22 protein-coding genes are annotated in these 21,786 nt (G+C 63.8%); all 22 read left to right on the top strand.

What is annotated here, in order from left to right:
* Positions 1–100 precede the first annotated feature (100 nt).
* The 22 genes from NTD88_RS11920 (at position 101) to flhF (ending at position 21,729) form a co-directional block, all read left to right on the top strand.
* Positions 101–1,306, top strand: coding sequence for a sensor histidine kinase (locus tag NTD88_RS11920; RefSeq protein WP_095156955.1), 1,206 nt, complete (start codon positions 101–103; stop codon positions 1,304–1,306).
* On the top strand, positions 1,303–2,694 hold the full coding sequence (locus NTD88_RS11915; protein ID WP_262156305.1) for a sigma-54-dependent transcriptional regulator: 1,392 nt from the start codon (positions 1,303–1,305) through the stop codon (positions 2,692–2,694). Before NTD88_RS11920 ends, NTD88_RS11915 begins: the two co-directional genes overlap by 4 nt.
* Positions 2,695–2,810: 116 nt before the next feature.
* Entirely contained in the window at positions 2,811–3,137 is a 327-nt protein-coding gene (fliE, locus tag NTD88_RS11910; protein WP_095156957.1) for a flagellar hook-basal body complex protein FliE, read from the top strand.
* A 16-nt stretch (positions 3,138–3,153) separates the two neighbouring features.
* Entirely contained in the window at positions 3,154–4,935 is a 1,782-nt protein-coding gene (gene fliF, locus NTD88_RS11905; RefSeq protein ID WP_095156958.1) for a flagellar basal-body MS-ring/collar protein FliF, read from the top strand.
* Positions 4,928–5,947, top strand: a complete 1,020-nt coding sequence (fliG, locus tag NTD88_RS11900; protein WP_095156959.1) for a flagellar motor switch protein FliG — start codon at positions 4,928–4,930, stop codon at positions 5,945–5,947. Before fliF ends, fliG begins: the two co-directional genes overlap by 8 nt.
* Positions 5,948–6,071: 124 nt before the next feature.
* Positions 6,072–6,869 (top strand): flagellar assembly protein FliH, encoded by a 798-nt coding sequence (gene fliH / locus NTD88_RS11895; protein ID WP_262156306.1) that lies wholly within the window; start codon positions 6,072–6,074, stop codon positions 6,867–6,869.
* Positions 6,859–8,217 carry a flagellar protein export ATPase FliI gene (fliI, locus tag NTD88_RS11890; protein ID WP_110969438.1) on the top strand — a complete coding sequence of 453 codons (1,359 nt, stop codon included), beginning with the start codon at positions 6,859–6,861 and terminating at the stop codon, positions 8,215–8,217. Before fliH ends, fliI begins: the two co-directional genes overlap by 11 nt.
* Before the next feature lie 6 nt (positions 8,218–8,223).
* A complete protein-coding gene (gene fliJ, locus NTD88_RS11885) occupies positions 8,224–8,676 on the top strand; it encodes a flagellar export protein FliJ (RefSeq protein ID WP_095156962.1) in 453 nt (150 codons plus the stop codon).
* 95 nt (positions 8,677–8,771) lie between these two features.
* A complete protein-coding gene (locus NTD88_RS11880; RefSeq protein WP_095156963.1) occupies positions 8,772–9,077 on the top strand; it encodes an STAS domain-containing protein in 306 nt (101 codons plus the stop codon).
* 8 nt (positions 9,078–9,085) lie between these two features.
* Positions 9,086–10,789 carry a fused response regulator/phosphatase gene (locus NTD88_RS11875; protein ID WP_262156307.1) on the top strand — a complete coding sequence of 568 codons (1,704 nt, stop codon included), beginning with the start codon at positions 9,086–9,088 and terminating at the stop codon, positions 10,787–10,789.
* Between the two features lie 25 nt (positions 10,790–10,814).
* On the top strand, positions 10,815–11,162 hold the full coding sequence (locus NTD88_RS11870; protein ID WP_095156965.1) for an Hpt domain-containing protein: 348 nt from the start codon (positions 10,815–10,817) through the stop codon (positions 11,160–11,162).
* Positions 11,163–11,257: 95 nt separating this feature from the next.
* The gene (locus tag NTD88_RS11865; RefSeq protein WP_262156308.1) at positions 11,258–12,562 is read left to right on the top strand and encodes a flagellar hook-length control protein FliK; all 1,305 of its coding nucleotides are present in this window, start codon (positions 11,258–11,260) and stop codon (positions 12,560–12,562) included.
* Positions 12,563–12,712: 150 nt separating this feature from the next.
* Entirely contained in the window at positions 12,713–13,219 is a 507-nt protein-coding gene (gene fliL, locus NTD88_RS11860) for a flagellar basal body-associated protein FliL (protein ID WP_110969432.1), read from the top strand.
* Between the two features lie 9 nt (positions 13,220–13,228).
* On the top strand, positions 13,229–14,197 hold the full coding sequence (gene fliM / locus NTD88_RS11855) for a flagellar motor switch protein FliM (RefSeq protein ID WP_095156968.1): 969 nt from the start codon (positions 13,229–13,231) through the stop codon (positions 14,195–14,197).
* 45 nt (positions 14,198–14,242) lie between these two features.
* Positions 14,243–14,704, top strand: coding sequence for a flagellar motor switch protein FliN (gene fliN / locus NTD88_RS11850; protein ID WP_095156969.1), 462 nt, complete (start codon positions 14,243–14,245; stop codon positions 14,702–14,704).
* A complete protein-coding gene (gene fliO, locus NTD88_RS11845; RefSeq protein WP_095156970.1) occupies positions 14,705–15,166 on the top strand; it encodes a flagellar biosynthetic protein FliO in 462 nt (153 codons plus the stop codon).
* Entirely contained in the window at positions 15,166–15,918 is a 753-nt protein-coding gene (gene fliP / locus NTD88_RS11840) for a flagellar type III secretion system pore protein FliP (RefSeq protein WP_175651535.1), read from the top strand. The genes fliO and fliP overlap by 1 nt, the downstream gene beginning before the upstream one ends.
* A 24-nt stretch (positions 15,919–15,942) precedes the next feature.
* Positions 15,943–16,212, top strand: a complete 270-nt coding sequence (gene fliQ / locus NTD88_RS11835; RefSeq protein ID WP_262129477.1) for a flagellar biosynthesis protein FliQ — start codon at positions 15,943–15,945, stop codon at positions 16,210–16,212.
* A 55-nt stretch (positions 16,213–16,267) separates the two neighbouring features.
* Positions 16,268–16,996, top strand: a complete 729-nt coding sequence (gene fliR, locus NTD88_RS11830) for a flagellar biosynthetic protein FliR (RefSeq protein WP_256587797.1) — start codon at positions 16,268–16,270, stop codon at positions 16,994–16,996.
* Positions 16,997–16,998: 2 nt separating this feature from the next.
* Positions 16,999–18,135 carry a flagellar biosynthesis protein FlhB gene (gene flhB / locus NTD88_RS11825; RefSeq protein WP_175651536.1) on the top strand — a complete coding sequence of 379 codons (1,137 nt, stop codon included), beginning with the start codon at positions 16,999–17,001 and terminating at the stop codon, positions 18,133–18,135.
* A gap of 139 nt (positions 18,136–18,274) precedes the next feature.
* Positions 18,275–20,404: a flagellar biosynthesis protein FlhA gene (gene flhA, locus NTD88_RS11820; RefSeq protein WP_095156975.1), complete on the top strand. Its 2,130-nt coding sequence runs from the start codon at positions 18,275–18,277 to the stop codon at positions 20,402–20,404.
* A gap of 11 nt (positions 20,405–20,415) precedes the next feature.
* Positions 20,416–21,729, top strand: a complete 1,314-nt coding sequence (flhF, locus tag NTD88_RS11815; RefSeq protein WP_095156976.1) for a flagellar biosynthesis protein FlhF — start codon at positions 20,416–20,418, stop codon at positions 21,727–21,729.
* Positions 21,730–21,786 lie beyond the last annotated feature (57 nt).

The raw sequence follows: 21,786 nt of genomic DNA, 5'->3' as shown, positions 1-21,786 counted from the left end.
CTCGCTTACTCCCTTCATGACGAAAATGTTTCCGGCATGGCTATTGCTATACCGCTTTCAACATACCGTTTTATGACGGTGAGCCACGCGAGAGAGCACGATGCCCCACGCAGCCACTACCTCCCTTGAGCCGCCACGCCCCGATGTCGCCGAACAGCAGGGTCGCGAAGGTCTGGAGCAGGCGTTTGCCCTGTTCGATCAGATGTCCAGTCAGCTCACTCAGTCCTACAGCCTGCTTGAAGCGAGGGTTACCGAGCTGAAAGGCGAGCTGGCAGTGGTCAGTGCGCAGCGCATGGCCGAGCTGGCGGAGAAGGAGCGGCTGGCCAATCGTTTGCAGAACTTGCTCGATCTGTTGCCCGGTGGCGTCATCGTTATCGATGGCCACGGCAAGGTGCGCGAGGCCAATCCGGCCGCTGGCGAACTGCTGGGCGAACCGCTGGTGGGCGAGTTGTGGCGGCAGGTGATCGCCCGCAGCTTCGCGCCGCGCGAGGACGACGGTCACGAAGTGTCGCTGCGCGACGGCCGGCGCCTGTCCATCGCCACTCGCTCCCTCGATGCCGAACCGGGCCAGTTGGTGTTGCTCAACGACCTCACTGAAACCCGCCGCCTGCAGGATCAACTGGCCCGCCATGAGCGGTTGTCGACCCTGGGTCGTATGGTCGCTTCACTGGCCCATCAGATCCGCACGCCGCTGTCGGCGGCGCTGCTGTATGCCAGCCACCTTGCTGAACAGGCGTTGCCGCTGGAAACCCAGCAGCGTTTTGCCGGCAATCTCAAGGAGCGCCTGCACGAGCTGGAGCGCCAGGTGCGCGACATGCTGGTGTTCGCGCGCGGTGAACTGCCGCTGACCGATCGCCTGACGCCCAAGGCACTGTTCCAGGCGCTGCAGCAGGCCGCGCAGGTTCAAGTGCAGGGGCACAATGTGCGCTGGCAGTGCGACAGCCATCTGGGCGAACTGCTGTGCAATCGCGACACCCTGGTGGGCGCCGTTCTCAATCTGGTGGAAAACGCCCTGCAGGCCAGCGAAGGTCCGGCGCGGATCAAGGTGCATCTCTATCGTCGTGATGACAGCCTGCGTTTGTGTGTCAGTGATGCGGGCCCGGGGATCGACAGCGTGTTGCTCCAGCGTCTGGGCGAACCCTTCCTGACCACCAAATCCACCGGCACCGGCCTCGGCCTGGCGGTGGTCAAGGCGGTTGCGCGGGCCCATCGCGGCGAGTTGCACCTGAGTTCGCGTCAGGGGCGCGGCACCTGCGCCACGATTACCTTGCCGTTGATGGGTGCGTCGCCGGAGGTGTCGGCATGAGCGGGATCAAGGTGCTACTGGTCGAGGATGACCGTTCACTGCGTCAGGCCCTGGGTGACACCCTGGAGTTGGGCGGTTTCACTTACTGCGCGGTGGGTTCTGCGGAAGAGGCCCTTGAAGCGGTCTCGAAGGAAGCCTTCAGCCTGGTGGTCAGTGACGTCAACATGCCGGGCATGGACGGTCACCAGTTGCTCGCCCGCCTGCGTGCCACTCAGCCACAGTTGCCGGTATTGCTGATGACCGCTCACGCGGCGGTGGAGCGGGCGGTGGATGCCATGCGCCAGGGCGCGGCGGACTATCTGGTCAAGCCGTTCGAGCCGCGTGCGTTGCTGGAACTGGTTGCCCGTCACGCGCTCGGTACTGTCAGTGGCGCGGATGCCGAGGGGCCCGTGGCATGCGAGCCGGCCAGTGCGCAGTTGCTGGAGTTGGCGGCGCGGGTCGCTCGCAGCGAATCCACCGTGCTGATTTCCGGCGAGTCCGGGACCGGTAAAGAAGTGCTGGCGCGCTATATCCATCAGCAGTCGCTGCGGGCCAGCCAGCCATTCGTGGCGATCAACTGTGCGGCGATTCCGGACAACATGCTCGAGGCCACGCTGTTCGGCCACGAAAAGGGCTCGTTCACCGGCGCGATTGCCGCGCAGGCGGGCAAATTCGAGCAGGCCGATGGCGGCACGCTGCTGCTTGATGAGATTTCCGAAATGCCGCTGGGCCTGCAGGCCAAGCTGTTGCGCGTGTTGCAGGAGCGGGAAGTGGAGCGGGTTGGTGGGCGCAAGCCGATTGCCCTGGATATCCGCGTGGTGGCCACCACCAACCGTGATCTGGCGGGCGAAGTGGCGGCGGGGCGTTTCCGCGAGGATTTGTTCTATCGTCTGTCTGTGTTTCCGTTGGCGTGGCGCCCGTTGAGAGAACGGAGCGCCGATATTCTGCCACTGGCCGAGCGTTTGCTATTGCGCCACGTCAATAAAATGAAGCACGCACCCGTCAGACTGTCGGAGGAGGCTCGGGCCTGCCTGCAAAGCTATCCGTGGCCGGGCAATGTGCGGGAATTGGACAACGCCATCCAGCGGGCGCTGATTTTGCAACAGGGTGGGGTCATTGCTGCTGCTGACTTTTGCCTCGCCGGCGTGCTGCCAGCCCTGACGCCACAGCCTGTGCGGGCTGCAGCGCCAGCGGTGGTGAGCGAGACGCAGGATGTGGGTGGCCTTGGAGATGACTTGCGTCGGCACGAGTTCCAGATGATCATCGACACCCTTCGCGCCGAGCGCGGCCGCCGCAAGGAAGCCGCCGAGCGACTTGGCATCAGTCCGCGGACCCTGCGCTACAAATTGGCGCAGATGCGCGATGCCGGGATGGATGTCGAGGCCAGCCTTTATGCCACGGGGCTTTGAGGTGCAGGATCAGCGTTTTGTCAAATTGTCGGGCGTAGCTGGCACTCTTGTTGCTAAGTCCTGTTCACCCGCTGCATGAGTGTCAAAAAAATGCGGGCCGTCGGAGAGAGAAGACCATGAGCCAAGGTGTTGAATTCAATCGTTTGATGTTGGACATGCGGGCCATGCAAATGGACGCGATGTCGGCGCCGAAGGCTGTCCAGGCTCCTGAGCTGGGGTCGAGCAATTTTGCCGACATGCTCGGGCAGGCCATCAACAAGGTCAACGACACCCAGCAGGCCTCCAACCAACTGGCCACAGCATTCGAAATCGGCAAGAGCGGCGTCGACCTGACCGACGTGATGATCGCGTCGCAGAAAGCCAGCGTCTCGTTCCAGGCGCTGACCCAGGTGCGCAACAAGCTGGTTCAATCGTATCAAGACATCATGCAGATGCCGGTTTAAGGGCGGGATTTGATTCATGGCCGATGCAGTCGTCGATAACGTGCCCGCCAAGGGCGGTCCGCCAGCGCCAAAACCGCCGCTGTTCGGCCTTTCGTTCCTGGAAAACATTTCACAGATGCCCATGTTGCGTCAGGTCGGCCTGCTGGTCGGCCTGGCTGCCAGCGTGGCCATCGGCTTCGCCGTGGTGCTCTGGTCGCAACAGCCTGACTACCGTCCTCTCTACGGCAGCCTCAGTGGCATGGACACCAAGCAGGTCATGGAAACCCTGGCCGCTGCTGACATTCCCTACAACGTCGAGCCCAATTCCGGCGCCTTGCTGGTCAAGGCCGAGGATATTTCCCGCGCCCGTCTGAAGCTCGCCGCCGCCGGGGTTGCACCGAGTGATGGCAACGTCGGTTTCGAAATCCTCGACAAGGAGCAGGGCCTGGGCACCAGTCAGTTCATGGAGGCCACCCGGTATCGTCGCGGCCTCGAAGGCGAACTGGCGCGCACCGTCTCCAGCCTGAACAACGTCAAGGGTGCCCGTGTGCACCTGGCGATCCCGAAAAGCTCGGTTTTCGTGCGCGATGAGCGCAAGCCAAGCGCCTCGGTGCTGGTCGAGCTGTACCCCGGTCGCAACCTCGAGCCCGGCCAGGTCATGGCCATCGTCAATCTGGTGGCGACCAGCGTTCCTGAACTGGACAAGTCCCAGGTCACCGTGGTCGACCAGAAGGGCAACCTGCTCTCCGATCAACTGCAGAACAGTGAGCTGACTGTCGCCGGCAAGCAGTTCGACTACAGCCGCCGCATGGAAGGCCTGCTCACCCAGCGTGTGCACAACATCCTGCAACCGGTGCTGGGTAACGACCGCTACAAGGCCGAAGTGTCCGCCGACGTCGATTTCAGCGCGGTCGAGTCCACTTCCGAACAGTTCAACCCTGATCAGCCGGCGCTGCGCAGCGAGCAGTCGGTCAACGAACAACGCTCCAGCAGCATGGGCCCGCAGGGCGTTCCCGGTGCGCTGAGCAACCAGCCACCAAGCCCGGCTTCGGCGCCGCAGACCACCGGTGGTGCCGCGCAAGGTGCGGCTGCCGCGATCCAGCCCGGCCAGCCGCTGCTCGACGCCAACGGTCAGCAGATAATGGACCCGGCCACCGGCCAGCCGATGCTCGCGCCTTACCCTGCGGACAAGCGTCTGCAGTCCACCAAGAACTTCGAACTGGACCGCTCCATCAGCCATACCCGTCAGCAGCAGGGCCGTGTGACCCGTCTGTCGGTGGCTGTGGTGGTCGACGACCAGGTCAAGCTCGACCCGGCCAATGGCAACGCCACCAGCGTGCCGTGGAGTGCCGAGGACCTGGCCCGCTTCACGCGGCTGGTCCAGGACGCGGTGGGCTTCGATGCCAGCCGTGGTGACAGCGTCAGCGTGATCAACGTGCCGTTCGCCGCCGACCGTGGCGAGACCATCGCCGAGATTCCGTTCTATTCGCAGCCCTGGTTCTGGGACATCGTCAAGCAAGTGCTCGGCGTCCTGTTCATCCTGGTGCTGGTGTTCGGTGTGCTGCGCCCGGTGCTCAACAACATCACCGGCAATGGCAAACAGTCGACAAGCGACGGCGACATGGAACTGGGCGGCATGTTGGGGTTGGACGGTGAACTGGCCAACGACCGCGTGAGCCTGGGTGGTCCGCAAAGCATCCTCTTGCCTAGTCCGAGCGAGGGCTATGACGCCCAGCTCAACGCTATCAAGAGTCTGGTAGCAGAAGATCCGGGTCGTGTGGCCCAGGTCGTGAAAGAGTGGATCAACGCCGATGAGTGACAATCGAGCCCTGACTGCGAAACTGACCCGTGTCGACAAGGCCGCGATCCTGCTGCTGTCGCTGGGCGAGACCGATGCCGCGCAAGTGCTGCGGCACATGGGGCCGAAAGAGGTCCAGCGTGTAGGCGTGGCCATGGCGCAGGTGGGCAACATCCACCGCGAGCAGGTCGAGCAGGTCATGAGCGAGTTCGTCGAGATCGTCGGCGACCAGACCAGCCTTGGCGTCGGCTCCGACGGCTACATTCGCAAGATGCTCACCCAGGCCCTGGGCGAGGACAAGGCCAACGGCCTGATCGACCGGATCCTGCTGGGTGGCAACACCAGCGGTCTGGACAGCCTCAAATGGATGGAGCCGCGTGCGGTTGCCGACGTTATCCGCTACGAGCACCCGCAGATTCAGGCGATCGTCGTGGCGTATCTCGACCCGGACCAGGCAGGCGAAGTCCTCGGTAATTTCGACCACAAGGTGCGCCTGGACATCATCCTGCGCGTCTCGTCGCTGAACACCGTGCAACCGGCCGCGCTCAAGGAACTCAACCAGATCCTCGAGAAGCAGTTCTCCGGCAACTCCAACGCCGCGCGCACCACCCTGGGTGGTATCAAGCGTGCTGCGGACATCATGAACTTCCTCGACAGTTCGGTCGAAGGCCAGCTCATGGATTCGATCCGCGAGATCGACGGCGATCTCTCCGAGCAGATCGAAGACCTCATGTTCGTCTTCAACAACCTGGCCGATGTCGATGACCGCGGTATCCAGGCGCTGTTGCGGGAAGTCTCCTCCGACGTCCTGGTCGTCTCGCTCAAGGGCGCGGACGAGAAGGTCAAGGACAAGGTCTTCAAGAACATGTCCAAGCGTGCCTCGGAACTGCTGCGCGACGACCTCGAGGCCAAGGGCCCGGTCCGTGTCAGCGACGTCGAGACCGCGCAGAAGGAAATCCTCACCATCGCCCGCCGCATGGCCGAAGCCGGCGAAATCGTGCTGGGCGGCAAAGGTGCCGAAGAGATGATCTGACCCGCCGGCCCGGTCGGTTTTCGCGCCCGCGAAACCGCACCGGCCCCGATGGGGCTTCGTCGGGCGGCACCCGCCGCCGACGCTGCCTGATCATCTGTAACCCGACTTTTGAGCGCATGGAATCATGTCGACCAACGAGCATTTGAGTGAACTGATCCGCGCCCGCGACGTAGAGGATTTCGACCGCTGGGCGCTACCCAGTTTCGATCCTGAACCGGAGCCCCAGGTCGAACCCGAGCCTGAGCCGGAACTGGTCGAAGAAGTCGAGGAAGTGCCGCTGGAAGAAGTCCAGCCGCTGACCCTCGAAGAACTCGAGAGTATCCGCCAGGAGGCCTACAACGAAGGCTTCGCCACCGGCGAGCGTGAAGGTTTCCACAGCACCCAGCTCAAGGTCCGTCAGGAAGCCGAAGTGGCGCTGACCGCCAAGCTGGCCAGCCTCGAACAACTGATGGGCAACCTGCTGGAGCCGATTGCCGAGCAGGATGCGCAGATCGAAAAGCAGTTGGTGCAACTGGTCAGCCATATCGCCCGCGAGGTGATCGGCCGCGAGCTGCAAACCGATTCCAGCCAGATCACCCATGTCCTGCGTGAAGCCCTCAAGCTGCTGCCCATGGGCGCCGAAAACATCCGCATCCACGTCAATCCGCAAGATTTCGCCCTGGCCAAGGCCCTGCGCGAGCGTCATGAGGAAAACTGGCGCCTGCTCGAAGACGACAGTCTGCAAGCCGGCGGCTGCTGGATCGAAACGGCCCATAGCCGCATCGATGCCACGGTGGAAACCCGCATCGAAAAAGCCATGAAGCAGTTGTTCGACCAATTGCACGACCAGGGCCTGCACCCGGCCGCGCCGGACTTGCACATCGAGCTGGAGGCGCCGAGCGAGGCGCCGGTCGAAGAGACGGAAACCAGCGATGCGCCTTGAGCGAACCAGTTTCGGCAAGCGCCTTGAAACCTATGTCGATGCCATCCGCCTGCCGAGCCAGCCGGTGGTCGAAGGCCGCCTGCTGCGCATGGTCGGCCTGACCCTCGAAGCCGAGGGCCTGCGCGCCGCAGTCGGCAGCCGCTGCCTGGTGATCAACGACGATAGCTATCACCCGGTCGAGGTCGAGGCCGAGGTCATGGGCTTTGCCGGCGGCAAGATCTTCCTGATGCCGGTGGGCAGTGTTGCCGGTATCGCGCCTGGCGCGCGGGTGGTGCCGCTGGACGACAGCGGTCGCCTGCCGATGGGCATGAGCATGCTCGGGCGGGTGCTGGACGGCGCTGGCCGGGCACTCGACGGCAAAGGCGGGATGAAGGCCGAAGACTGGGTGCCGATGGACGGTCCGACCATCAACCCGCTCAACCGCGACCCCATCAGCCAGCCGCTGGACGTGGGTATCCGCAGCATCAATGGCCTGCTCACGGTCGGCCGAGGCCAGCGTCTCGGCCTGTTCGCCGGTACTGGCGTTGGTAAGAGTGTGCTGCTGGGCATGATGACCCGCTTCACCGAGGCCGACATCATCGTCGTTGGCCTGATCGGCGAGCGGGGCCGCGAGGTGAAGGAGTTCATCGAGCATATTCTTGGCACCGAGGGCCTCAAGCGCTCGGTGGTGGTGGCTTCGCCTGCGGACGACGCGCCGCTGATGCGTTTGCGCGCCGCGATGTACTGCACGCGGATCGCCGAGTATTTCCGCGACAAGGGCAAGAACGTCCTGCTGCTGATGGACTCGCTGACCCGTTTCGCCCAGGCCCAGCGGGAAATCGCCCTGGCCATCGGCGAGCCGCCAGCGACCAAGGGTTATCCGCCATCGGTGTTCGCCAAGCTGCCCAAGCTGGTGGAACGCGCGGGTAATGGCGAGGCGGGCGGTGGTTCGATCACCGCGTTCTATACCGTGTTGTCCGAGGGTGACGACCAGCAGGACCCGATCGCCGACTCGGCGCGGGGCGTGCTCGACGGCCACATCGTGCTGTCACGCCGCCTGGCTGAGGAAGGGCACTACCCGGCCATCGATATCGAAGCGTCCATCAGCCGGGTCATGCCGCAGGTGGTGACGCCGGAACAGATGACCCAGGCCCAGCAGTTCAAGCAGCTCTGGTCGCGGTTGTCGCAAAGTCGCGACCTGATCAGCGTCGGCGCCTATGTCGCCGGTGGCGACAAGGAAACCGACCTGGCGATTTCCCTGCAGCCTCGGCTCGTGCACTTCTTGCGTCAGGGGCTCAACGACAACGTTGGCCTGGCCCAGAGTCGCGAGCATCTGGCGAGCGTCTTCACGCCGCTGGCTGCGGGCTGATAGCGTATGGCCCAGCCTAGTCGCGCCGCCCGCTTGGTCCCGGTGGTGGAAATGGCCGAGGACGCCGAGCGCAAGGCCGCCCAGCGCCTCGGGCAATTCCAGCAGCAGGTCAATATGGCCAAGGCCAAGCTCGCCGAACTCGACCAGTTCCGTTCCGATTACCAGCAGCAGTGGATGCAGCGGGGCGGGCAGGGTGTGAGCAGCAACTGGCTGGTGGGTTTCCAGCGCTTCCTCGGCCAGCTTGACACCGCGGTGGCCCAGCAGAACCAAAGCCTGATCTGGCACCAGAACAACCTCAACAGCGCCCGCGCGACCTGGCAGGAGGCCTACGCGCGTGTCGAAGGCCTGCGCAAGCTGGTCCAGCGCTACATCGAAGAAGCCCGCCTGATCGAAGACAAGCGCGAGCAGAAACTGCTCGACGAGTTGTCCCAACGCCTCCCGCGACACGATCGTTTCTGACACTGAAAGCGTTGGTCGGCCCAGGTTGCCGGGCTGCCGGTGGACTGCTAAACCTACAGGGTGTCGGTACTCGCCATCATCGAAGGAACGCCCACATGGCCGTTGAATCCGTGTACTCAAAGGACGAGAACAAACTGACGATCCGGGTCAAGGGTCGTTTCGATTTCGGCAATCACCAAGTCTTCCGTGACGCCTACGAGCGCCAGGCGGTGAAGCCTGAAAGCGTGGTCGTGGACCTTAAAGACGCCACCTACCTGGACAGTTCGGCGCTGGGTATGTTGCTGCTGCTGCGCGATCACGTTGGCGGCGATGAGCCGAGGGTCAGCGTGGTCAACACCAGCTCCGACGTGCGCAAGATCCTCGCCATTTCCAATTTCGAAAAACTCTTCGATATCAGTTGAACGCGACCATGAGCAGTTCCCCCGCGCTTACCGTCCTGATTGCCGAGGACGGTGCGACCGACCGTCTCCTGCTGGCGACCATCGTCCGCAAGCAGGGGCACCGGGTGCTGACCGCCGAGAACGGCGAGCGGGCGGTGGCGCTGTTCGTTGAGCAGCGCCCGCAACTGGTCTTGCTCGATGCGGTGATGCCGGTGATGGACGGTTTCGAGGCGGCCCGGCGCATCAAGGCGCTGGCCGGCGAGGAGTTGGTGCCGATCATCTTCCTCACGTCGCTGACCGAGGATGAAGCGCTGGTGCGCTGTCTGGAGGCTGGCGGCGATGATTTTCTGGCCAAGCCTTACAGTCCGGTAGTGCTGGCCGCCAAGATCAAGGCCATGGATCGCCTGCGCCGTCTGCAGGCCACGGTGCTGGAGCAGCGCGACCAGATTTCCCGGCACCACAATCACCTGCTCAACGAGCAGCGGGTGGCCAAGGCAGTATTCGACCAGGTGGCCCACGCCGGCTGCCTGAGCGCGCCGAATATCCGCTACCTGCAATCACCGTATGCGTTGTTCAACGGCGACCTGCTGCTGGCGGCCTTCACCCCGACCGGCGAAATGCACGTGCTGCTCGGTGACTTCACCGGCCACGGTTTGCCGGCGGCGGTCGGCGCCATGCCGCTGGCCGAGGTGTTCTACGGCATGACCGCCAAGGGCTACGGCCTGGCCGAGACCCTGCGGGAGATGAACGCCAAGCTCAAGCGCATCCTGCCGGTGGACATGTTCTGCTGCGCGTTGTTGCTCAACCTGAGTTTCGAGCGGCGCATGGTGGAGGTGTGGAACGGTGGCATGCCCGACGCCTACTTGCTGCCTGCCGCCGGCGGCCAGGCGATGCCGCTGGTGTCCCGGCATTTGCCGCTGGGCATCCTGCCGTCCGAGCAGTTTGACGAACACACCGATGTCTTGCCGTTGACGCTCGGTGACCGCTTGTTCCTGCTGTCCGATGGTGTGGTGGACACCTGCGATGAGAGCGACCAGTTGTTTGGCGTCGAGCGTTTGCAGCAGGTGTTCGCCGACAACCGTGAGCCCGAGCACCTGTTTGGGGACGTGCTGCAAGCGCTGGAGCGCTTTCGCGGACGCTCGCGGGATGACGTCAGCATGCTGGAAATCACCGTGGTCGCCCCGGGCGAGTTGGCGCCGCCGCCGGTGGTGTACTCCGACAGCGGCCAGTCCAGCCCGCTGGATTGGTCGCTGTCATTCGAATTTCGTGCCCAGACCCTCAAGCGTTTCAATCCCTTGCCTTACCTGATGCAGGTGCTGCAGGAGATTCATGGTCTGCGCGGGCAAAGCGGTGCGTTGCACAGTGTGCTCACCGAGCTGTATTCCAACGCGCTCGAGCATGGCGTGCTGGGGCTGGACTCGGCGCTCAAGCGCGACGCCGATGGCTTCGCCGCGTATTACCAGGAGCGCAACCGGCGTTTGCAGGCCCTCGACAGCGGTCATATCCGCCTTCATTTGAAGGTGGAGCCGTGGGAAGGAGGCGGGCGTCTCATTCTTGAAGTCGAGGACAGCGGCAACGGCTTCGATGTGAGTAAAGTACGCGGGCCGCCCGAAGTGGAGCAGCGTCTGTGTGGCCGGGGGCTGAATCTGGTACGCCGCCTTGGCCGGCAGGCCGAGTGGGCCGATGGCGGACGCCGCGCACGCGTGGAGTTCGCGTGGGGCGCTCTGGCATAATCCAACTTGATCAAGGAGTGAACAAGTGTCCGATATTCATATTGACCGCAAGGTGTTGAGCGACCTTCAGGAGGTCATGGAAGGTGGCTACCTCAACCTGCTCGAAACCTTTCTCGCCGATTCCGAGGAGCGTTTGCGCCAGCTCTACAAGGCCCGTAACGCCGAACAACTGGGTCAGGCCGCGCACAGCCTCAAGGGCAGCAGCAGCAACATGGGCGCGATCGAACTGGCCGAACTGTGCCGGCAACTCGAAGAGCGGGTCAGGCAGCAAGCGCTGTTTGGCATCGAGGACCTGATCAACCGCATCGACCGCGAATTCATCGCGGTCCGTCAGCTCTACCGCGCCGAACGGGAACGTGTCCTGGTCGGCTGACCCGATGAAGTCGCGCCACGTTGGCTAACCAGGCGCGACTTTTGCGTAGGCTTCGCTATTCGTGATGACGAGCTTCTGTAGCGGAGACCTTTTTCATGCCCGTCGCTTCAAACCCATTGCTGCAAACCGGTGTCGCGGCCAAAACCGCACGCGCCCAGGCCAGCAACCTGGACAAGGCCTCGCAAGCCCTCAACGACAAGGGCCCGGACTTCTCCAAGGTCTATGCGCAGCACTCGCGGGACAAGGTCGACGTCAAGGCTGACGCGCCCGTTCGCGACCGCGATGGCGTCGACAAGCCGGCGGTAAACACCGGCAAGGCTGACGACAAGGACAACGGCAAGGTTGCCGATAGCGGCAACGATTTGCCTGACGACAAGGACGCCCAGGCGCAGAGCGCGGACAAGGTCGACGACGCCGCCGACACCGCGAGCGCGGATGGCCAGTCGCTGGACGCCAATCTGGTGGCCGGGCAACTCACCGACGCACCGCAGGGCGCGCAGTTGTTGCAGGCGCAGGCTCAGACCATGGCCCCGGTGATCCAGGCTGCCGCTCAGCAGCCTGCCGCGGCACTGCCGGCCACGCCGGCGGAAGACGCATTCGATCCCGACAGCGATCCCCTGGCCGACCTGCCGGTGCTGCGTCTGGCCCTGGAGCAGAATGCCCAGGCCCAAGGCACGACCTCTACCCATGCCGCCAAGCCCAACGCTCAGCCGGAGACCGCGTCTGGTCAGCCAGCCGTCAATACACTGGCGCAGATGCTTGACCCGAGCGAGGCCGAGGGCGGGAAGTCCGAAGGCGGCGAGAAAGCCTTTGCCGGGCTGATCGACGATGGCCTTAAAGACCTCAAGGGCGCGAGCAGCGACACCCGTGTCGACGACTTCGCCAACCGCCTGGCCTCCCTGACCCAGGCCGCGACACCGAAGACCGCCAATGCCGTGGCGCCCGCGCCGCTGCACCAGCCGCTGGCCATGAACCAGGGCGGCTGGACCGAGGGCCTGGTCAACCGGGTCATGTACCTCTCCAGCCAGAGCCTCAAGTCGGCGGATATCCAGCTTGAACCTGCCGAACTCGGTCGCCTCGATATCCGCGTCAACCTGGCGTCGGACCAGGCGGCGCAGATCACCTTCACCAGTGGGCACGCCGGGGTGCGCGATGCCCTCGAAGGCCAAGTGCACCGTCTGCGCGAGCTGTTCAACCAGCAGGGCCTGGCCCAGCCGGACGTCAACGTTGCCGATCAATCCCGCGAGCAGCAGAACGGCCGCCAGGATGACACGCCGAAGATGAGTGGCGTGGCAGCCCGCCGCAATGCCGACGGCGCGGACACCGATGTTGCCGCTGCCACCGCGGCCGTGGAGTCGCAGGTGGTGGTCGGTTCCAGCACGGTGGATTACTTCGCCTGACCGCCTCGCGACGGTCCCGTCAGTGCCGTGTTGGCGCGGTCGGGATCGTCGGGTGATCTTGCCGCGAAGCGTGGTCCCGAATCTGGCATAACACTTGCTCGCCCACTCGCCATAGTGGAACAAACCTCCTGTGAGTGACGGATTATTGGCATGGCGAAGAGCGAAGCAGTAAAAGACCCCGCCGCAAAAGGCAAACTCAAGCTGATCCTGTTGTTGGTGCTGGCCCTGGTGCTGGCGATCGGTCTCTCGGTGGGCGCGACCTGGTTCTTCCTGCACAAGTCCGACAGCAAGCCGGAAGTCGATCCGGCCGCCGCCGCAGCGGCCGCCAACGTCAAGCAGGCGGCCATCTACGAAAGCATGGCGCCGGCCTTCGTCGTCAACTTCAACCAGAACGGCCGTCAGCGCTACATGCAGGTGAGCATCACCATGCAGGCGCGCGATCAGGCTGCGCTGGATGCCCTGAAAGTGCACATGCCGGTGATCCGCAACAACCTGGTCATGCTGTTCTCCGGTCAGGCGTTCGAATCGCTGGCGACTCCGGTCGGCCAGGAGATGCTGCGCCAGAAGGCGACCGCCAGCGTTCAGGAAGTGGCCCAGAAGGAAGTCGGCAAGCTGGTCGTGGACCAGTTGCTGTTCACCAATTTCGTATTGCAGTAGGAGCCGAAGATGGCCGTGCAGGACCTGCTGTCCCAGGATGAAATCGATGCCCTGTTGCACGGGGTCGACGATGGACTGGTGCAAACCGAAGCCAGTGCCGAACCCGGTAGCGTCAAGAGTTACGACCTGACGAGCCAGGACCGGATCGTCCGTGGTCGCATGCCGACCCTGGAAATGATCAACGAACGGTTCGCCCGTTACACCCGCGTCAGCATGTTCAACTTGCTGCGCCGCTCCGCCGACGTGGCGGTGGGCGGGGTGCAGGTGATGAAGTTCGGCGAGTACGTGCATTCGCTGTACGTCCCCACCAGCCTCAACCTGGTCAAGATCAAGCCGCTGCGCGGCACCTCGCTGTTCATCCTCGACGCCAAGCTGGTGTTCAAGCTGGTGGACAACTTCTTCGGCGGTGACGGCCGTCACGCCAAGATCGAAGGCCGCGAATTCACCCCGACCGAGCTGCGGGTGGTGCGCATGGTGCTGGAACAGGCCTTCGTCGATCTGAAGGAAGCCTGGCAGGCAATCATGCCGGTCAACTTCGAGTACATAAACTCCGAGGTCAACCCGGCCATGGCCAACATCGTCGGCCCGAGCGAGGCGGTGGTGGTGTCGACCTTCCATATCGAACTCGACGGCGGCGGCGGCGACCTGCACGTGACCATGCCGTATTCGATGATCGAGCCGGTGCGGGAAATGCTCGATGCCGGCTTCCAGTCCGACCTGGACGACCAGGACGAGCGTTGGGTCAAGGCTCTGCGCGAAGACGTGCTGGACGTCAGCGTGCCGCTCAGCGCCACCGTGGCCCGCCGCCAACTGAAACTGCGCGACATCCTGCACATGCAACCGGGCGACGTGATTCCCGTGGAACTGCCGGAAGACCTGATCGTGCGCGCCAACGGCGTGCCATCGTTCAAGGCTCGGCTGGGTTCGCACAAAGGTACCCTGGCTCTGCAGATCCGCGAGCCGATCGGTCGACGCTGAGCGCCGACCCTTCATTAACCGATTTGATTGCCCGTCGAGGACAAGATGGCTGACGAAAACGATATTACTTCCCTGGAAGAGCAGGCTCTGGCCGATGAGTGGGCGGCAGCCCTGAGTGAAACCGGTGATGGCCAGTCCGACATCGACGCCCTGATGGCGGGTGGCGGCGCATCCGGCGGCGCGAGCCGCCTGCCGATGGAAGAGTTCGGCAGTTCGCCGCGTTCCAACGAGGCGGTCAGCCTGGAAGGGCCGAACCTGGACGTGATCCTGGATATTCCGGTGAACATCTCCATGGAAGTCGGCAGCACCGAGATCAACATCCGCAACCTGCTGCAGCTCAACCAGGGCTCGGTGATCGAACTCGACCGCCTGGCCGGTGAGCCGCTGGACGTGCTGGTCAACGGCACGCTGATCGCCCATGGCGAGGTGGTGGTGGTCAACGAGAAGTTCGGCATCCGCCTGACTGACGTGATCAGCCCGAGCGAACGCATCAAGAAGCTGCGCTGAGTGAAACGGCTCTTCTCCTTGGGAGTGGCCGCGGCCGGCCTGCTCTGGCTGCCGCTGGTCAGCGCTGCGCAGGTTGGCGCCACGCCGGCTGCGACCGTGGCGGTTCCAGCCGCCACTGGTAGCGTGGCGGGGCAACTGACGCAACTGGTGCTCGGCCTGCTGTTGGTGCTGGGGCTGATTTTCTTCCTCGCCTGGCTGTTGCGCCGCATGCAGAACGCCGCGCCGGCCGCCAATCAGGTGATCCAGGTGATTGGCAGTCGTCAGGTCGGTCCGCGTGACCGCCTGCTGCTGGTGCAGGTGGGCAATGAGCAGGTGCTCATCGGCCACAGCCCCGGCAGTCTGACCACCCTGCATGTGATGAACGAGCCCGTCGCGGCGCCGGCCAACGCCCGCCCGACCACGCCAGAATTCGCCCAGCGCCTGATGGAGTTGTTGGGCAAGGATCAGAAGGACAAGCCGTAATGGCCCCATTGCGAATGATGTTGACGCTGCTGTTGCTGCTGGCAGCGCCGCTGGCGATGGCGGCCGATCCGCTGTCGATCTCGGCGATCACCCTGTCCAACGGGGCCAACGGCCAGCAGGAGTACTCGGTCAGCCTGCAGATCCTGCTGATCATGACGGCGCTGAGCTTCATCCCGGCGTTCGTCATCCTGATGACCAGCTTCACCCGGATCATCATCGTCTTCTCGATTCTGCGTCAGGCCCTGGGTCTGCAACAGACGCCATCGAACCAGATCCTCATCGGCCTGACGCTGTTCCTGACCATGTTCATCATGGCCCCGGTGTTCGACCGGGTGAACAAGGATGCCCTGCAGCCGTACCTGGCCGAAACCATGACCGCGCCGCAAGCCATCGAAAAGGCCCAGGTGCCGCTCAAGGACTTCATGCTCGCGCAGACCCGGCAGAGCGACCTCGACCTGTTCATGCGCCTGTCCAAGCGCACCGATATCGCCAGTCCCGAGCAGGTGCCGCTGACCATCATGGTCCCGGCGTTCGTGACCTCGGAGCTGAAAACCGCGTTTCAGATCGGCTTCATGATCTTCATCCCGTTCCTGATCATCGACCTGGTGGTGGCCAGTGTGCTGATGGCCATGGGTATGATGATGCTGTCGCCGCTGATCATTTCCCTGCCGTTCAAGCTCATGCTGTTCGTGCTGGTGGACGGCTGGGCGCTGATCATCGGCACCCTGGCGGGCAGCTTCGGCGGCGTATAGCCCCCGCAGGCACTGGAGAAGAACATGACCCCTGAAGTCGCTGTCGACCTGTTCCGCGATGCGCTGTGGCTGACCACCCTGATGGTCGCCGTGCTGGTCATTCCGAGTCTGGTGGTGGGCCTGCTGGTGGCGATGTTCCAGGCCGCCACCCAGATCAACGAACAGACCCTGAGCTTCCTGCCGCGCCTGCTGGTGATGCTGACCACCCTGATCGTCGCCGGGCCGTGGCTGGTGCAGAAGTTCATGGAATACATCCTGTCGTTGTACGGCAGCATCCCGCAGTTGATCGGCTGAGCGGCCCGTGCTCGAACTGACGGACACGCAGATCGCCACATGGGTGGCCAGCTTCATGCTGCCGCTGTTCCGTGTGGCGGCGGTGCTGATGACCATGCCGGTGTTCGGCACCACGCTGGTGCCGACGCGGGTGCGCCTGTATTTCGCCGTGGCCATTACCGTGGTCATCGCCCCGGCCCTGCCGCCGATGCCGCCGGTGCAGGCGCTCGACCTCAGCGCGCTGCTGCTGATCGCCGAGCAGATCATCATCGGCGCGCTGTTCGGCCTGGCCCTGCAACTGCTTTTCCAGGCCTTCGTGATCGCCGGTCAAGTCGTCGCGATCCAGATGGGCCTGGCCTTCGCCTCAATGGTCGACCCGGCCAACGGCGTCAACACCACGGTGATCAGCCAGTTCCTGACCATGCTGGTGACCTTGCTGTTCCTGGCGATGAACGGGCACCTGGTGGTGCTGGAAATCCTCACCGAAAGTTTCACCACGCTGCCCGTGGGCGGCGGCCTGGTGGTCAATCACTTCTGGGACATGGCCGGTCGCCTCGGCTGGGTGCTGGGGGCGGCGCTGTTGCTGGTGCTGCCGGCGATCACCGCGCTGCTGGTGATCAACATCGCCTTCGGTGTAATGACCCGCGCCGCGCCGCAACTGAACATCTTCTCTATCGGTTTTCCCATGACCCTGGTGCTGGGCATGGCGATTTTCTGGATCGGCCTGGCCGATATCCTTTCCCACTACCAGTCAATGGCGTCCGAGGCGCTGCAATGGCTGCGTGAACTGGCACGGGCGCGCTGAGCATGGCAGAGAGCGAAAGCGGTCAGGACAAAACAGAAGACCCCACCGAGAAGCGCAAGAACGACTCGCGGGAGAAGGGCGAGATTGCCCGCTCCAAAGAGCTGAACACCGTGGCGGTGATGCTCGCCGGGGCGGGCGGGCTGCTGTCGTTCGGCGGTTACCTGGCCGAGGCGCTGATGGAAATCATGCGCAGCAATTTCAGCCTGTCCCGCGAAGTGCTGATGGATGAGCGCTACATGGGCATCTTCCTGCTGGCGTCGGGCAAGCTGGCGATCCTCGCGACCCAGCCGGTGCTGCTGGTGCTGCTGCTGGCCGCCTTGCTCGGGCCGATCGCCCTCGGCGGCTGGCTGTTCGCTGCCGGCACCATGGCGCCCAAGTTCAGCCGGATGAACCCGCTGGCGGGGATCAAGCGGATGTTCTCCATGCACTCGCTGGCCGAGTTGCTCAAGGCCCTGGCCAAGTTCTTCGTGATCCTGTTGGTGGCGCTGGCGGTGTTGTCCTCGGACCGCGATGACCTGCTGGCGATCGCCAATGAGCCGCTGGACCAGGCGATTATCCACAGCGTTCAGGTGGTGGGTTGGAGCGCCTTGTGGATGGCCTGCGGGCTGCTGCTGATCGCGGCGGTGGACGTGCCGATCCAGCTTTGGCAGGCGAAGCAGAAGCTGATGATGACCAAGCAGGAAGTGCGCGACGAATACAAGGACACCGAGGGCAAGCCTGAGGTCAAGCAGCGTATTCGTCAGGTCCAGCGCGAGATGTCGCAGCGCCGGATGATGGCCGCCGTGCCCGAGGCCGACGTGATCATCACCAACCCGACCCACTACGCCGTGGCGCTCAAATACGACCCGGACAAGGGTTCGGCGCCGCTGTTGCTGGCCAAGGGCACCGACTTCATTGCCTTGAAAATCCGCGAGATCGCGGTGCAGCACAACATCCAGCTATTGGAATCGCCGGCGCTGGCGCGGTCGATCTACTACTCCACGGAGCTGGAAGAAGAGATTCCCGCCGGGCTTTATCTGGCGGTGGCCCAGGTGCTGGCCTACGTCTATCAGATCCGCCAGCACCAGGCGGGCAAGGGCAAGCCGCCGGAGCCGCTCAAGGATCTGCCTATTCCGCCGGATTTGCGGCGCGATTCCTGATTTTCTGTTGTCCTTCCCGGCCGAACCGCAGCGATGAGGCCCAACAGGACACCACCCCCTGCAAAGTTGGAAAGGTTCTTGCAATGAGCAGCGCCAAGCGCCCCCGTGGCGTCAAAAGTTTGCTTGATGAGGACAACCGGTGGATCGCACTCAGTTAATCAACAGCGCGCGGAGCAATCTCAGCGGCCTGGGCAAGGGCAACCTCGGGGTGCCGGTGCTGCTGCTGATCATGCTGGCAATGATGATGTTGCCGATCCCGCCGTTCCTGCTCGACGTGTTCTTCACCTTCAACATCGCGTTGTCCATCGTCGTCCTGCTGGTTTGTGTGTACGCCCTGCGCCCGCTGGATTTCGCCGCGTTTCCGACCATTCTGCTGGTGGCGACGTTGCTGCGCCTGGCGCTGAACGTGGCGTCCACCCGGGTCGTGCTGCTCCACGGTCATGACGGCCACGCCGCCGCCGGTAAGGTGATCCAGGCCTTCGGTGATGTGGTCATCGGCGGCAACTACGTGGTCGGTATCGTGGTCTTCGCGATCCTGATGATCATCAACTTCGTCGTGGTGACCAAGGGTGCCGGCCGTATCTCCGAGGTGAGCGCGCGTTTCACCCTCGATGCGATGCCCGGCAAGCAGATGGCCATCGACGCCGACCTCAACGCCGGCCTGATCGACCAGAACCAGGCCAAGTCCCGCCGTGCCGAAGTGGCCCAGGAAGCCGAGTTCTACGGCTCCATGGACGGTGCGAGCAAGTTCGTCCGCGGTGACGCCATCGCCGGCCTGCTGATCCTGTTCATCAACCTGATCGGCGGCATGGCCATCGGTATGGTCCAGCACGGCATGACCTTCGGCGACGCCGGCAGGGTCTACGCCCTGCTGACCATCGGTGACGGTTTGGTGGCGCAATTGCCATCGCTGCTGCTGTCCACCGCCGCGGCAATCATGGTGACCCGTGCTTCCGGTTCGGAAGACATGGGCAAGCAGATCAACCGGCAGATGTTCGATTCGCCGAAGGCGCTGGCGGTGTCCGCCGCGATCATGATCGTCATGGGCCTGGTGCCGGGCATGCCGCACGTGGCCTTCCTCAGCCTCGGCGTCATGGCCGGTGGTGGCGCCTACCTGGTGTGGAAGAAGCAGAACCAGGTCAAGGTCAAGGCCGCCCAGGAAGTCCAGCGTCAGCAAGACCTGCTGCCGTCGCCACAGCGCGCCGCCGACACCAAGGAGCTGGGCTGGGACGATGTGACCCCGATCGACATGATCGGCCTGGAAGTGGGTTACCGGCTGATTCCGCTGGTGGACCGCAACCAGGGCGGGCAATTGCTGGCGCGGATCAAGGGCGTGCGCAAGAAGCTGTCCCAGGACCTGGGCTTCCTAATGCCCACCGTGCACATCCGCGACAACCTCGATCTGGCGCCGAGCACCTACCGCCTTACCCTGATGGGGGTGATCCTGGCCGAGGCGGAGATTTACCCGGAGCGGGAAATGGCGATCAACCCGGGGCAGGTGTTCGGCACCCTCAACGGTATCGCCGCGCGCGACCCGGCCTTCGGCCTGGAGGCGGTGTGGATCGACGTCAGCCAGCGCGGCCAGGCGCAGTCGCTGGGCTACACCGTGGTGGACGCCAGTACCGTGGTCGCCACCCACCTCAACCAGATTCTCTACAAGCACTGCCATGAGCTGATCGGCCACGAAGAAGTCCAGCAACTGCTGCAGGTGCTGGCCAAGGGGTCGCCGAAACTGGCCGAGGAAATCGTGCCCGGCGTGCTGCCGTTGTCGGGGCTGCTCAAGGTGCTGCAGGCGCTGCTCTCGGAACAGGTTCCTGTCAGGGATATCCGTACGATCGCCGAGGCAATCGCGAACAACGCCAGCAAGAGTCAAGATACCGCCGCGCTGGTCGCCGCAGTCCGCGTCGGATTGTGTCGCGCTATCGTGCAAAGCATTGTCGGGACTGAGTCCGAGCTCCCTGTGATCACCCTTGAACCAAGGTTGGAACAGATTTTGCTCAATAGTCTGCAAAGGGCCGGGCAAGGTCAGGAAGACGGTGTTCTTCTTGAGCCAAGCATGGCTGAAAAGCTTCAGCGTTCGTTGATCGAGGCAGCCCAGCGTCAGGAGATGCAGGGGCAGCCGGCCATCCTGCTGGTTGCGGGACCGATCCGGGCCATGCTGTCGCGCTTCGGTCGCCTGGCTGTACCGAATTTGCATGTTTTGGCGTATCAGGAAATACCTGACAACAAGCAAGTCACCATCGTTGCCACAGTAGGCCCCAACGGCTGAGGTAGTGGGTTATGCAAGTTAAGCGTTTTTTCGCCGCCGATATGCGTCAAGCCATGAAGCTGGTTCGTGATGAGCTGGGGGCTGATGCCGCCATCATCGGCAACCGACGGATTGCTGGCGGTGTCGAGCTGACGGCTGCGCTGGACTACAAGCTGTCTGCCCTGTCGCCGCGGGTGCCGAACGTCGAGCTGGAAGACGAACTGCGCAAGACCCAATCGCGCATCGCTACCGCCCAGGCCGAGCTGACCACCCGCAACGAAAGCGACACGGGCAACCGCCAGTTGTTCGCCGGCCTGCCGCTGACCGCCTCCGAGCCGCTGGTCGAGTCCCGCGCCGCAGAGCTGCCACCGGCGCCTGTCGCACCGGTCGCCGCGCCGATCGATCAGCGCCTGTTCGACACGATGCGCTCCGAGTTGTCCGGCCTGCGCGAACTGCTGGAAGTTCAGCTCGGCTCGCTGGCCTGGACCCAACTGCAAGGCAGCAAGCCGCACCAGGCCAACCTCTGGCGCCGTCTGCAGCGGATCGGCCTGTCCGGCCCGCTGTCGCGCGACCTGCTCAACCTGACCGTCGATATCGAAGACCCGCGCCACGGCTGGCGGATGCTGCTCGCTCACCTGGCGCGCATGATCCATGTGCCGGAAGTCGAGCCGATCGAAGAGGGCGGGGTGATTGCCATGGTCGGCCCGGCCGGCATGGGCAAGACCACCACCCTGGCCAAGCTGGCTGCGCGTTACGTGCTCAAGTACGGCGCGCAGAACCTGGCGCTGGTCAGCATGGACAGTTTCCGTATTGGTGCCCAGGAGCAGCTCAAGACGCTCGGGCGCATCCTCAACGTTTCGGTAACCCACGTCGATCCTGGCCAGTCCCTGGCCCAGGCGCTGGAACCGTTGCTGCGCAAGCGCGTGGTGCTGATCGATACCGCCGGCCTGCAGGCCAGCGATCCGGCCCTGCGCATGCAGCTTGAAACACTGGCCGGGCGCGGTATCCACGCCCGGAACTATCTGGTGCTGGCAACGACCAGCCAGAAGCAGGTGCTGACCGCCGCCTACCACAGCTACAAACGCTGCGGCCTGGCCGGTTGCATCCTGACCAAACTCGATGAAACCGCCAGCTTGGGCGAAGTCCTGAGCCTGGCCATCAGTCACGAATTGCCAGTGGCCTATCTCACCGATGGCCCGCGCATTCCTGACGACCTGCACCTGCCGCGCCGTCACCAGTTGGTGAGCCGCGCGGTCAGTGTGCAGATGCAGGACGAGCCGAGCGAGGAGGCCATGGCCGATATGTTCGCCGACCTGTACCACAGTGACGGCAAACGCGTCGGCTGAGGTGGATATGTTTCAGTTGCAAAGTACCTACATCACAGGGTCTGCCGGGCATTTTTC

Source organism: Pseudomonas sp. 20P_3.2_Bac5 (genome assembly GCF_025466035.1).
Classification (GTDB): Bacteria; Pseudomonadota; Gammaproteobacteria; order Pseudomonadales; family Pseudomonadaceae; genus Aquipseudomonas.
This window is presented reverse-complemented; position numbering and strand designations above follow the sequence as displayed.